Annotated in this window: 10 protein-coding genes; 4 read left to right on the forward strand and 6 right to left on the reverse strand. The window is 56.6% G+C overall.

Translation table 11 applies throughout. From position 1 onward, the window contains the following. Positions 1 to 279: 279 nt before the first annotated feature. The 3 genes from CJ255_RS18470 to CJ255_RS18480 form a co-directional block, all read right to left on the reverse strand. The gene (locus tag CJ255_RS18470) at positions 280 to 975 is read right to left on the reverse strand and encodes a response regulator (protein WP_097645578.1); all 696 of its coding nucleotides are present in this window, start codon (positions 973 to 975) and stop codon (positions 280 to 282) included. Between the two features lie 219 nt (positions 976 to 1194). Further along, positions 1195 to 1803, reverse strand: a complete 609-nt coding sequence (locus CJ255_RS18475) for a Uma2 family endonuclease (protein WP_097645569.1) — start codon at positions 1801 to 1803, stop codon at positions 1195 to 1197. A gap of 168 nt (positions 1804 to 1971) precedes the next feature. Further along, positions 1972 to 2472: a hypothetical protein gene (locus CJ255_RS18480; protein ID WP_097645570.1), complete on the reverse strand. Its 501-nt coding sequence runs from the start codon at positions 2470 to 2472 to the stop codon at positions 1972 to 1974. 257 nt (positions 2473 to 2729) lie between these two features. Here CJ255_RS18480 and CJ255_RS18485 point away from each other — a divergent pair, with 257 nt between their 5' ends. The 3 genes from CJ255_RS18485 to CJ255_RS18495 all read left to right on the forward strand — a co-directional run bounded on the left by CJ255_RS18485 (position 2730) and on the right by CJ255_RS18495 (position 6364). Then, entirely contained in the window at positions 2730 to 3230 is a 501-nt protein-coding gene (locus CJ255_RS18485) for a DUF4405 domain-containing protein (protein ID WP_097645571.1), read from the forward strand. Then, positions 3227 to 3727 carry a hypothetical protein gene (locus CJ255_RS18490; RefSeq protein WP_097645572.1) on the forward strand — a complete coding sequence of 167 codons (501 nt, stop codon included), beginning with the start codon at positions 3227 to 3229 and terminating at the stop codon, positions 3725 to 3727. Before CJ255_RS18485 ends, CJ255_RS18490 begins: the two co-directional genes overlap by 4 nt. A 333-nt stretch (positions 3728 to 4060) precedes the next feature. Next, complete coding sequence (locus CJ255_RS18495; RefSeq protein ID WP_097645573.1) at positions 4061 to 6364, forward strand: hypothetical protein; 2304 nt, start codon at positions 4061 to 4063, stop codon at positions 6362 to 6364. A 193-nt stretch (positions 6365 to 6557) separates the two neighbouring features. Here CJ255_RS18495 and CJ255_RS18500 read toward each other — a convergent pair whose 3' ends face one another. The 3 genes from CJ255_RS18500 to CJ255_RS18510 form a co-directional block, all read right to left on the reverse strand. Further along, positions 6558 to 6935 carry a response regulator gene (locus CJ255_RS18500; RefSeq protein ID WP_097645574.1) on the reverse strand — a complete coding sequence of 126 codons (378 nt, stop codon included), beginning with the start codon at positions 6933 to 6935 and terminating at the stop codon, positions 6558 to 6560. A 298-nt stretch (positions 6936 to 7233) separates the two neighbouring features. Continuing rightward, on the reverse strand, positions 7234 to 10413 hold the full coding sequence (locus tag CJ255_RS18505) for an NHL repeat-containing protein (RefSeq protein ID WP_165774795.1): 3180 nt from the start codon (positions 10411 to 10413) through the stop codon (positions 7234 to 7236). 332 nt (positions 10414 to 10745) lie between these two features. Continuing rightward, positions 10746 to 11501 (reverse strand): SIMPL domain-containing protein, encoded by a 756-nt coding sequence (locus CJ255_RS18510; RefSeq protein ID WP_097645576.1) that lies wholly within the window; start codon positions 11499 to 11501, stop codon positions 10746 to 10748. Positions 11502 to 12007: 506 nt separating this feature from the next. On the opposite strand from CJ255_RS18510, the gene glnA reads away from it, so the two are divergent. Further along, entirely contained in the window at positions 12008 to 13429 is a 1422-nt protein-coding gene (gene glnA, locus CJ255_RS18515; protein WP_097645577.1) for a type I glutamate--ammonia ligase, read from the forward strand. The last annotated feature ends 88 nt before the right edge of the window (positions 13430 to 13517 follow it).

Raw genomic sequence — 13517 nt, forward strand, 5'->3', positions numbered from 1 at the left:
AATAGTCCATGGGCGGTCATCGTAGTGCCGACTTTAGTCGGCTGAGGTCTTTGGCAGCGATGGGAAGCCGACTAAAGTCGGCACTACCTACGGCCTCTCAGGGTGGCAACGCAACGGGGCAATCAACAACATCCGCTTCCCTAACGTCGGCACTCCGTCGAAGGCCAAACTGTAAAGTAGCCTGAAACCATCCCTAACAAAGTTTTTTGCATATGAGCGCCAAACCTTTGCGGCTTTGCGCCTTTGCGCGAGCTTATCTGAAAGGTATTATCATGAGGCTCACTCCACTGCCCGGAGGCGATAGCCAATGCCATAGACGGTCTCGATCAACGGGGGCGCTTCGGGGTCAGGTTCGATCTTGCGGCGCAAATTCTTGATATGGCTATCCACGGTGCGTTCTAGGCCGGCATAGCTGTAGCCCAAGCCCTGTTCGATCAGTTCGCTCCGGGTAAAGGCATGGCCGGGATTGCGCAGCAAGAGCGCCAGCAGATCAAACTCGGTGGGGGTGAGATCGAGCGCTTCGCCCGCAAGACTCACCATATGGGCATCGAGATCAAGGAGCAGCCCCCCGCGTTGCAGGCGGCGCGTTGGGGTTAGCGGCCCTGCCGCCCGGCGCAAGACCGCACGCACGCGCGCTACAACCTCACGCGGATTGAAAGGCTTGCTGATATAGTCATCAGCGCCCAACTCCAGCCCAACAATGCGATCCGTATCATCCACGCGGGCCGTTAGCATAATGATCGGCAGGTTCGCTGTCGTCGGATCGCTCCGCAGCATCCGTGCCAACTCCATGCCATCCTGATCGGGCAGCATGAGATCAAGCACCAACAAGGCCGGTTGGATGGTACGCAACTCGCGCTGGGCCGTCGCAACATCATAGGCCGTGGTTACATGAAAGCCCGCCTGCTCCAGATAGGCACGTACCAAGCGCGCAATTTCTTGATCGTCGTCAACAACGAGGATGTGCTGTGGCATGATGTGATCCCAAATTACCGTTGAATTGGCCGCATAACGAACCATGTCAGACCACATTGCTATGCGGCACACCTTATACCAATTACCCTTGAACATGCCGCATGATCAAGAACGCTAAAGCCCATTGGAACGCCATGTTCGGCAATCTACAATCTACAATCTACAATCGTAAATGGTATTACTCGTCACTCATCACTCATCACTCGTCACTGGTAGTATTTATACGACCGCTTGATGGAACACTGCATCAACCTGTACCTTGAAGCCCTCAAGCAGGAGCGAAGTGGCCCATTCGTTCCCTTGGAAGATGCCATGTTCGCGATAACTCGTGCCATCGAGTACTAGCACCGTGATTGTCTCCGTGAGTGGATTGACAATCCAATATTCTGGAATGTGTGCTGCGGCATATTCGCCCACCTTGATCTCCGTATCGCGTTCTGGATCGTCGGGGCTAACAATTTCGACCACGAGATCGGCACCTAGCCAGTAGCGATCCTGGTTGCGCGGGTCTTGAGCATCACAGAGGAGCAAGAGATCGGGTTCGCGGAACTTGCCGGGCCGTACCTGGAGGCGTAGAGGTGCATAAAAGACCGTGCCGCCGAATTGCTGCACAAAGGCAAAGAGGGCGAGGAAGAGAAAACGTGAAAGTGCCTGATGGTTGCGCGTAGGCATAGCAAGTACCTCAATCACCCCATCGCTATACTCAAGCAACTGCGTGGTCTGGTCGGTGAGCAACAGGTATTGCTCTTCGGTCCAGTGGCCCTGCAGCGGATCAAGGCTCAGCGCAACCCCGTCTGGCCGATCCCAAGTCATATGGAGGGTGGTCATGGTTTGGCTCCTTGCTTCTACCCATAGTATACCAGTGGAGCCTCATTTTTGTTCGGTTTTCGCGGCTTCGCCATGAAAACCGAACAAAAGTGAGGCTCCTTGCTTTTTTGTAGCTGTTTGGCGGCTATGCCGCCAAACAGCTACAAAAAACGAGTGAAATTTTAGCTCCTATGGGCGCGGGCCACGTCCGGGGCGTTCGGGGCGCTCACTGTGATGGGGGCGCTCGATGGCGTCACGCTCGCCAAAGGGCTGGTTGAGGCGCGTCTCGATGCGGGCACGCATCTCGCCCAGATGCTCGTCGGCCTGCTCGCGGGTGATCCGTCCGGCTTCTACGGCGGCATTGAGCCGCTCGGTGCGGTTGGCCACCACGTCGTCTACGAAAGGCGCGACGCTCACGCCGCCCTGCTCTAGGGCGCCCGCGAGGGTGCCTTCAGTTCCAAGCTGGGCGATCAGTTCATCGCGGGTCTGGTTCAGCTTTTCGGCCACCATAGCCACGAGCGAATGGGTGCGCCCGCGTGCCTCACCCCGATCGCCCATTTCGCCTCGGCTAACACTGGGGCAGTCCGTGTTCGCACGCTGGGCATGGGTTGCCGGGGCAAAGCTCATGGCTACTAAGGCGACAAGCGCCCCAGCCACGAGGCTGGTAATGATGGTTGCGATCCGTTTCATGGTCTGTTGCTCCTTACAGGTATTGGATGCTTCTGCGCGGTCAACATGGCGCCGCGCGCACCTTCACTATAGCAACCAATTGTGGAGATCTAGCGGAGCGTAGGGGCAGATGTTGTGTTGTTTGGAAAACTCCATAAGCTCTCCTTATGATCTGCATTAGTTCTGAATATCTTTACGGTAAGCTATGAGCTATGGAGGGTTAGCGTAACGTCGTTGGGGCTGCGCCCCAAATCTGTTTTGTAAGGACAACTACACCTATGCAACGCAACAAAACTCGGCTCCTGCTCGATCTGGTACTCTTACTGGCCTTTCTGCTCGCTACCGCCCCCGAACTGACCGGCATCACCATTCATGAATGGTTGAGCCTTGGCCTCGCAGCGGCAATCTTGACCCATCTGTTGCTCAATTGGAGTTGGATTCTCCAAGTGATGCGCCGGTTTTTTGGCAAGGTAAGCTGGAAGGCGCGCATCAACTATATCCTAAATAGTCTGCTCTTCATCGTCTTCACCATTATCATCACAACCGGAATCCTCATCTCCGAGGCGGTCTTGCCACTCTTTGGTCTCAGCATACCACGCGATCGGCTCTGGTTGAGTATCCACCATACCATGAGCGATGTGGCTGTGCTGCTGATTGGGCTCCATGTCGCGCTGCATTGGCGTTGGATCGTTAATACCGCCCAACGCATATTTGGCCAACGCCGCGCCTTGACGGGTGCCAAAACGCTCCAGCCTACATCCAAGGAGGTCTCTTCATGAAACTTGCCGCACCTACTCTGATCATTATGAGCGCCGCGCTGTTGGTGGTGGGCGGATTGTTGGCCTTTGGTCAGTCGGAATTGGGGGCTGAAATGCGGGCCAATGCGCCGCGCGGCATGGATCGCCCTGAAGGTTTTGTCCCTGGGCCACAGGGCTTTGCAAGGCCAGATGATGCGCCACCAGCACCAGTGCCTGGTGCTGGCTATGCGGGTCAAGGTGAAGGCTACGCGGGCCAAGATGAAGGCTATGCGGGCCAAGCCTTGGCCGACGACGAACGGCCCGGGCGCGGCGCTGGTCTTGCGGTCTCTGGCGAGCGTCCTCCCCAAGGCTTTGGGCGCAATGCTGCCGAGAAAGATGATCATCACCACGAACCCAGCCTCTTGGGCTTTGTGCCGCTTGGGGCCAATCTGCTCAAGCTTACCCTGATTGTCGGCTCCTTTGTGCTTGCTTCGCTGCTGCTCAAACGCTGGCAAGGCAGGGTGCGGGAAGCTTTGTAGCTTTGTCATTTTTTTACTTTTCCATCACTTCTCCACTACTTCTCCATAATATCTCCATATTTTTCTGGTACATTGGTACCGTGACCTGTAGTAAGGTGGCATGAGGGTGCTTACGTTTCCGTGCATCCTCCTACCACCTAAAATCATGTAGGGCAACTGCTTCGCAGAACCTCAACATAACATGGCCGTTATACCAATTACCCTTGAACATGCCGCATGATCAAGAATGCTAACGCCCATTGGGACGCCATGTTCGGCAATCTGCAATCTGCAATCTGCAATCGTAAATGGTATTACGTTGAGGCGAAGCCTTGTCAAAGGAGCAAGACCATAGTGAAGTTCACACGTTCTGGGAAGTTCTTGATCGCACCGTTCCTTGTTCTCAGTCTGTTGTTGGCGAGTGTCGCTGTGAGTCACGTGAATGCCGATGAGCATGGCGCAGCCATGGATGCAACCATAACGGTTCATTTACGCGATTTGGGTCTGGAATTTGGCGCTGTAACCACGTGGGAGGCGTCGCTGTATGCTGGGGCTGAGGTTGGGGCCGAGACGGGTGGACGCTTCTCAGAGTGGAAGCCGGTTGAGGATGGTACGGTTGTCTTTAGTCTGCCCGCCGAGGTGAGTGAGGGCAGTGTCGCACCTTGGGGTGCTGAAGATGATACCTATGTGCGGGTGCGCGCCCGTGGTGATGATGTCTACCCCACCTTCGATCTGGTGAGTAACCCCTTTACGCTGGTTGGCGGCGCATACGCTGTTGAACTTGCTCTGAGTGCTACGCCGGTCAATACCGAAGTGCGGGTGCGTTTGCGCGATCTTGGGGCTGAGTTTGGAACTGTTGGGGCCTGGGAAGCTTCACTCTATGCGGGCGCTGTCGCTGGTAGCGAAACCGGCGGGCGCTTTACCGCTTGGAAGCCTGCTGAAGATGGCGTCGTGAGCTTCACGCTGCCCTCTGAGGTGAGTGAGGGTAATGAGGCTCCTTGGGGTACTGCCAATGATACCTATGTGCGCGTGCGCCAGGTAGGTGATGATGTCTACCCCACCTTTGATCTCGTGGGTCGGCCCTTCACGCTCGAACCTGGCATCAACGTCGAGACCCACGTTGAACTTGGGCGCTCCGTTGCCACTCCGCCTGAGCCTGCGCCTGAGCCTGTCATGCTCAATGTTGATGAGCATTCCGCGACGGTTGCCGTGAACCTGACCGATCTGGGCCTTGAGTTTGGCGCAGTGCACACATGGGAAGCTTCGCTCTATGCTGGAGCGGTGGCTGGCGAAGAGACCGACGGACGCTTTTCTGACTGGAAAGCCCCTGAGGATGGCGTGGTGCTCTTCACGCTGCCCGCTGAGGTGCGCGAGGGCAGTGTCGCACCTTGGGGTGCGGAAGATAACACCTATCTGCGCGTGCGCGCCCGTGGTGATGATGTCTATCCCACCTTCGATTGGGTGAGCAACCCCTTTACGCTCAACAGTGGGGCCTATACCGCAACAATGAGCATTGCGTCGGTGGCTCTGCGCGATACGGTTGTGCGGGTCACGATGGACAATCTGGGTGAAGCATTTGGCCAGATTGGAACTTGGGAAGCTTCGCTCTATGCGGGCGCTGAGGCTGGTAGCGAGACGGGCGGGCGCTTTACTGAGTGGAAAGCCCCTGAGTATGGCGCAGTTACCTTTGTGTTGCCGGCTGAAATGCGGGCGGGCAATGTTGCACCTTGGGGCGTTGAAGACGACACCTATGTGCGGGTACGCGCCCGTGGTGACGATGTCTTCCCCACCTTTGATCTCGTGGGTCGCCCCTTTACCCTCCAAGAGGGCCACAATCTCGAGAGCAACGTTGCATTGAGCAGTGCGGTGGTGAGTGAAACCGTGCAGGTTGCCCTTGCCGAATTCATCACCTCGACGGTGACGATCAACGTTGAAGATCTCGGGCTCCCGTTTGGTGCCGTACAGACCTGGGAAGCCTCGCTCTACGCGGGCGCTGAGGCTGGGGCCGAGACGGGCGGGCGCTTTACCGCTTGGAAGCCAGTAGCTGAGGGGCTGGTCAGCTTTAGCCTGCCGAGCGAGATTGACGAGGGTGAAGTTGCACCATGGGGCGAAGCGCAAAACACCTACATCCGCATCCGCGCCCGTGGCGATGATGTCTACCCCACCTTCGATTGGGTAAGCGTTCCCTTTACGCTCGATCAATCCACCAACTACACGGCTACCATGCGTCTCACTTCGGATGCCATGCACTATACGCTGGTCAATATCATCCTTGCCAACCATGGGGCTGCGTTTGGTGCCTTTGGTGCCTGGGAAGCTTCGCTCTATGCGGGCGCTGAGGCTGGGGCCGAGCAAGATGGACGCTTTACTGCCTGGAAGGCCGCAACGGATGGCATGGTCAGCTTTGCCATTCCCCATGAAGTTAGCGCGGGCAACGAAGCGCCATGGGGTGAGGAGAACGGTACCTATGTACGCTTCCGCAACGTAAGCGTAGAGGATGCTGAGGTCTACCCCACCTTTGACATGGTTGGAGCGCCCTTCACGCTTACACGCGGGCCAAGCATGACCACGCAACTCAACCTGAGTCGCACGGTCAGCCACGAGTCCGCAGAGACGCCGCGCTATACGGTCTATCTGCCGCTTGTCGTGCGCGAATAGATCCCGTTGTTGCAACAACTAAAGGTGCGGGGGCAGCTTTGCCGCCCCCGCACCTTTTTGTTGCTGTTTGGCGGCTTCGCCGTCAAACTTACACCAATTACCCTTGAACATGCCGCATCATCAAGAACGCTAAAGCTCATTGGGACGCCATGCTCGGCAATCTACAATCTACAATCTACAATCTGCAATGGTATTAGGGCATACTCAACGCACTATCAATCATCCCCATCAGCCACTCAACCTCAAACGGCTTCTGGATAATTGCGGCACCCTCAGCCTCCAAATCAGCAAACCAAGGCTTGCGTTCAAGCGCCGTCATAAAAATAATCGGAATACCCTCATCCTGGAGGCGCACCTTCAAATGCTGAAACACCTCCACCCCGTCCATATTGGGCATCATAATATCACTGATAACCAGATCAGGCTTGAGGTTTTCAAGCATCTCGAGACCCTCGCGGCCATCGGGTGCCAGAACCACATCATAGCCAGCGTGGCGAAGCGCGTAATCAAGCACCGTTTGCAGTGCGAGATCGTCATCAACAATGAAGATCAAGCCCTTGGACTGAGTCATTGGGGAGCCTCTCACATGATGACCCACCAGCCTTTGCGGGGGCGACATGGGGGCCATTATACCAGAGGTTTTTAGGGCCGTTGTATGTGAGCATCTTTTCGTTCCATGTTGGTCGCCTATGAGATACCAAGCATCCCACCACAGAGGGCACAGAGGTTTTTCACCACAGAGGCACCGAGAGCACAGAGGTTTTGGTGTAGGAGTGTGCCAGCCACGGTGATAACCGTCCATCCATGCTCCCTCTCTGTGTTCTCGGTGTCTCTGTGGTGAAACCCTCGGTATCTCTAGCTTCTCACCTCTACCGAATCACCAGTGGCAACCAGACACACTGGCGCTCGCCGCTGCAAGGATTCTCAGGGTCGGTCGGGTCGGTCGGGTCGGGGTCGGTCGGGTCGGGGTCAATCGGGTCGGGGTCAATCGGGTCGGGGTCAATCGGGTCGGGGTCAATCGGGTCGGGGTCAATCGGGTCGGGGTCAATCGGGTCGGTCGCCGCCCGCACCTCAAAATTTGCTTGGGCAAACTGATTATCGGGATTGATCACTCTGATCGTAACTTCGCCCGCAGCGAGCAAGAGATTGTCAGGAACGTTGAGTTCCATCAGATCGCCCTCATCCGACAAGGTGCGCCGCTCTAGGAGCGTTGTGCCCCACAAGACTCGGGAGTCCTCAACGAAGCCACTGCCATGGATAGTCAAGACCTGATTGCTACTCCCTACCTCCATGAACTCCGGCTCGAAGCGCTCAATGCTCGGCCCATCGCCTTGCTCCTCGCCGATCACCTGGAATGTGCGTGTGGCGCGGAGGTTGCCCGGGTTCAGCACCGTGATCTCGTAGCTGCCAGCCGTGGTTAGGAGACTGCTGGGGAGACGTACCACCATATTGAGGCCGCTTGGTGCAACCGTGATACTCAGTGGCGTACTGCCCCAGAGCACTTGCGTCTCGGTAATAAAGCCAGCTCCCGTGATCGTCAACTCAATGTCTGGACTACCAGCGTCGGTAGAGCTTGGAGTCATGCTGTCAATGCGTGGTTGCGGGTAGGTGACAAGCAGGGTACTCGGCTGTGAGGGTGCATGCTCGTCGTTGGGATCGTCTACCACTACCGTGAACGTTCCCGGATTGGCGATGAAGCCCGATGGCACAAAGGCAAAGATCTGCCCACTGTCAATAAAGAAGGTTGGTAAGGCTTGGTTATTCCACTGAATGATCGTATTGGCTGTCAAGTTGACCCCAAAGACGGTGAGGACAAAGCCTGCATCAGTGGCCTCTTTGGTTTGTGGGTTCAGGTAGGTGATCCGTGGTGCGGTATTCGCCACAAAAACGAAGGTTCGCTCGTTACTCGTTGGCCCAGTGCTGGTCGGCGATGGCGCAGGGTTGCGTACCTGCACAACGCGGTTGACCGGCGGAGTCTCACTGATGCCCGGAATATCAGTGGTTCCAATGTTGAGTACCAAGTTCTGGCTGTCAATGAAGGTCGCTTCGCGCCACGTTCCATTCCAGCGCACCTCGGCACCAGGGAAGAAGTCATTGCCACGGATGGTTAGGGTAAAAGGCTGTGTCCCTACTGCCTCTGATGGGGGCACGAGATCAATAATCTCTGGTACGGGCATGCCTACCGCAAAGGTGCTGGGATCAGAGACAACCCGGTTATCGCAGATGGCACCGCCGCTGAAGTTATGCACCCGGATCGCGTAGTTGCCAGCTTGGCTGAGCAGATCCGCATTCACAGACAGAATAATCTGGGTTGGCCAAGGCCCTACCAGAGTAGGCGGAACGGGCAGGTTCTGTGGCTCGCCACCATCTGGAGTCCAGGTGACACTAAGCGGAAAATCGGGCGTGTGGTAGAAATTGGTGCCATTGATCGTCAGCAAGGTTCCAAAACCACCCGCTTCAATACTGGTTGGGTCGAGTGACGTAATGGTCGGTTTGGGGAGACAAATGGCGTAGTTCAGCGGATTGGAGGTTATGAGGTCTTCCAGATCGCGTGGCGAGCGTGGATTATTGACCTCAATGGGAATATTGAGGTTGGGAGCGCCAGCGAGTGTCTCAGTGTCATCAGGACCGAGTTGAACACTGATCTGATTCAGGGCGATAAGTGGAGTAATGATGTTGGTATCGGTTAAAATCGGAGTGCCATCCCAGGTAATTGTGGCTCCCTCAACAAAATCACGTCCGTTGATCCTAAACCTAAAGGTACCGGGAGGTGGTACCACTGTACCAGGAAAGTCCACAATGGCGCTAATCACCGGCTGGGGGTTGGGCACGGGCGTGAAGTATTGCAAGGCGCGGTGGTTGTTGCTATCGGTCACAAAGAGGTCGCGGAAGTGCGGGTTCACCGCTACACCTGTGGGTTCATTCAGACTAAATTCACTCACAACTCTAGCAGAACCAGTGGTAAAATTGTTATGCTGTCCAAAGACCAGATCCGCAACCTTGTCGCTATCACTCGCGTTCTGGTTGAATTGCAGCACCCGGTTGTTACCCTTATCGGCGACGTAGAGGTTGTTCTGCTCATCCACCGCTACGCCGGTTGGCCCCCGGAATGTACTCGACGTCGTGCCGGGTGTTGTGGTGGTAAAATTGGGCTGCCCAAAGACCGCACTGGCCGACATGCCAGTCGTGAAGGGCCGCTGAAAGACCAAGACACGGTTGTTGCCCTCATCGGCGACGTAGAGTTTATTGCCATCAGGGCTGATTGCCACCCCGGTGGGGTTACGCATCTGACTGGGCCCACTGCCTTCTGTCGTGCCAATGCTAACATCAGCGCTTTTGCCATTGGTAGCACTGTTCATGTTGCGGAAGATCTGGATGCGGTGGTTGCTTGTATCTGCCACATAGAGCGTACCATCAGGCCCCAAGGCTACATCCTGAGGCTCCCTAAGAGCGCTTGGCCCAGAGCCAGCAGTGCTATTGGTGTATGCCGATTGCCCAAGCACCAGATCGGCTGGCATGGTGGTTGAAAACCCTGTGGTTGCACGGAAACGCAACACCCGGTTATTGAGCGTGTCGGCCACGTAGAGCACATCTCCCGCAGTATTGGTCGCGACACCCGATGGCCCCCGCATGCTCGTTTGGCTTGCACCTGGATCATTGCGCTCGCAGGAGATCTGGCCAATGCAGGCTAGGGCTGCTTGCCCATCTACGAGATCTTCTGAAAATTCAAAAACTAGTACCCGGTTGTTGTCATGATCTGCTACAAACGCGAGCGCAGGATCTCCGCCAGAAACAGCTATGCCCCTTGGTGCATTCATATTTGCATCGGTAGGATTGTTTCCTGGGGCATTGCGTGCATTCGAGACGAGATCGCCTTGCCCAATCACCTGATCCGCAGTGGTATCAAGCGAGGAACCGAGTGGCTCAAGGGTCTGCGCCGCCACCGGCGGGTGTACCGGCGCACCAAAACTCGTAAAGACCAAAGCGCCTACCAACAAGACGACGAGGAACCGTAACTGCCTTGGTACAGCGTAACGTGGGACGTTCATTCCGTTACTCCTTCTTAGACGAAACATGGTAAGTGTCGCAGCATGCCGAGAAGAGTTGCTGCTACAGGAGTGAACGCACGTTGCGTATCAAATTATGCTCTGCCGTTTGGCACATTTGTGATTTGTCATCTAGGTTAAAGAGGTTTTTCAGGTAGGGTGCAGTCGGTTCAGGTTGGGGGCAAGCCCCACATTTGCATGATGGGCTGCCGCCCTACAACCCGCTGTTGGGACTATGCCCAAAAAATCTCGTTAGCGCAAAAGAGTTCTGGGCCGCCGCGCCGCTGGCTGAGCCTGTCGAAGCCAGCGGCGCGGTGGCCCAGAATTTCTTCACCCTACCGCAGCTCGTAGGTCACCTGTACGCGCGCCCGGAAGCTCTGCTCGCCTGGTTCAATTGGTACCGCAGCGCCAGCGTCGAGGGCTTCGCTCCGCATCATGGCCGGCATGGGCATGACCGGGTCGCTGCCGATGTTCTCGCTGATCACCAGTACACTCCCGATACTCGCGCCGCTGCCTTGGGCCAGCCGTTCGGCACGCTCGCGGGCGTTGGCCACGGCTGCGTCACGTGCCTGGGCGAGGGCGCTCTCCGGGTCGCTTAGGCCAAAGTTGATCCCGTAAATGCGGTTGGCCCCGGCGCTCACCACCTGATCCAACAAGGCGCCCGCCTGATCGAGGTTGCGAATGGTCACGAGCACGTTGTTGCTCACCGTGTAGCCGGTGACTGTGCGCCCATTGTCGCTGTAGTTGGCGTAGATGTTGAAGCCACTGGTCTGGATGTCGCGCTCTTCGACGCCCAACTGCTTGATCTGTTCCATAATGGCCTGGGCCTGGGCGCTGTTCTGATCGAGCGCCTCGCGGGTCGTATTCGCCCGACTCTCCACGCCAATCTGGACGGTCGCCTGATCGGGCGCAAGCTTCACCTCGCCCTGACCAATGACCGTCACTTGGCGCATGGCACTCACGCCGCCCGGCTGGGCTTGCACCGCCCCTGGCCGGTTGAAGCTCACGGCGGCAAAAGCCCCCGCTGCTAATGCGATTACCAGCAATGCACCGCCGATCATGCCCAAGATTGTTGCGTTACGGGTTTCCATGCGTAGTTTCTCCTTGAGGGATTGTGTAAAGGGATTTGCAGGGGCTGCGCCCCAAAGCCTACTTTTCTTCGTTCGTGTTGGCGGCGAAGCCGCCAACACGAACGAAAGAAGGTATTGACACTATGCAGACGCTCAAGCCTCATCAAAGGTTCCCCTTGTTCATTTGATCCAAACCAAAGCGCAACGAGATTGTATACTCTCACCGTTGCCCCAAGGTACCGTCGTAGCGTATGATTGTCGTTAATAGCACCAACCCCTTGGGTCGTATCTTTACCATGTCAGCAAGGTTCACCATCATGGCGAAACACGCCAAGGTGCCCTACGAGTTTGCAACGAAGCTCATCGTATGCGGCCAGATGGTGCTACCCTCCTGACACGGCGATCCAGTGGGCAGAACAGTTGCATCCGCACCGCCGCGACCCAGTTTGTCGCGGCGGTGTGTTGCATGAAGCGCATATCGCAGGCAGAACCCAGTCCTGTTCTGCAGAGACAAGGAGTAGCGTCCCATGAGCATGACCGCACAGGATGTCCTCAAGCTGATCAAAGACCAAGGCATCCAGATTGTTGACACACGCTTTACCGACCTCTTTGGCGGTTGGCAGCACTACTCGCTTCCAGCATCGCGCCTGACTGAGGATATGCTGAGTGAGGGGCTGGGCTTTGATGGCTCGTCGATCAAGGGTTTTCAGGCGATCAACGAGAGTGATATGCTCATGCTGCCTGATCCTTCGACCGCCTTCGTTGATCCGATGCTGACGGTTCCGACGTTGGTCATGACCTGTGACATCATCGATCCGATTGAGCGCAAGCCCTATTCGCGCGATCCGCGTAATGTCGCCAAGAAGGCGGAAGCCTATCTCAAGAGTACCGGGGTGGGCGACACTTCCTACTTCGGCCCCGAAGCCGAGTTCTTCCTCTTCAGTGATGTCCGTTTTAGCCAGGGTGCCAACCACTCCTCCTATTTCCTCGATAGCCCCGAAGGGGTCTGGAATACGGGTGCTGCGGTTGAGGGTGGCAATAAGGCGTACCGTATCCGCCATAAAGAGGGCTATTTCCCCGTACCACCGACCGATACGCTGCAGGATATTCGCTCCGAGATGATCCTCAAGATGGCTCAGGTGGGGATCGAGATTGAATTGCACCACCACGAAGTGGCGACTGCCGGCCAGTGTGAGATCGATATGAAGTTCGATACGCTGGTTCGCATGGCCGATAAGCTCCAGCGCTACAAGTACATTGTGCGCCAAGTGGCGCGCACCCATGGCTATAGCGCCACCTTCATGCCCAAGCCGCTCTTTGGCGACAATGGCTCCGGTATGCACTGCCACCAGAGTATCTGGAAGAATGGCGAACCGCTCTTCTTCGATGAGACCCAGTACGCATTGCTCTCCAAGACGGCTCAGTACTACGTTGGTGGTGTTCTGAAGCATGCCCCCGCGCTGCTCGCGATTTGTGCTTGTACCACCAACAGCTACCGCCGCCTGGTACCCGGCTTTGAAGCCCCCATCAACCTAGTCTACTCGCAGCGCAACCGCTCGGCTGCCATTCGTATTCCCACCTACAGCAGTTCGCCCAAGTCGCGCCGCATCGAGTTCCGCGCCCCCGACGCCATGGCCAACCCCTACCTCGCCTTCTCCGCGATGCTCATGGCCGGTCTCGACGGCATTCTCAACAAGATCGAACCGCCGCCGCCCCTTGACGTAGACATCTACGAGCTCAGCCCCGAAGAGAAGGGTGACATCCGGGGCACCCCCGGTTCGCTCGCCGAGGCGCTTGACGCCCTCGAAGAGGATCACGCCTTCCTGCTCGAAGGCGGGGTCTTTACCCCCGACCTACTCGAAGGCTATATTGACGCCAAGCGCAGAGAGACGGTCGCGCTCTCGTTGCGCCCGCATCCCCACGAGTTTGCGATGTACTATGATGCGTAGGGGGGTAGGGGAGTAGGAAGTAGGAAGTAGGAAGTAGGAAGTAGGAAGTAGGAAGTAGGAAGTAGGAAGTAGGAAGTAGGAAGTAGGA

It is taken from the genome of Candidatus Viridilinea mediisalina, assembly GCF_002532535.1.
Taxonomy (GTDB): Bacteria; Chloroflexota; Chloroflexia; order Chloroflexales; family Chloroflexaceae; genus Viridilinea; species Viridilinea mediisalina.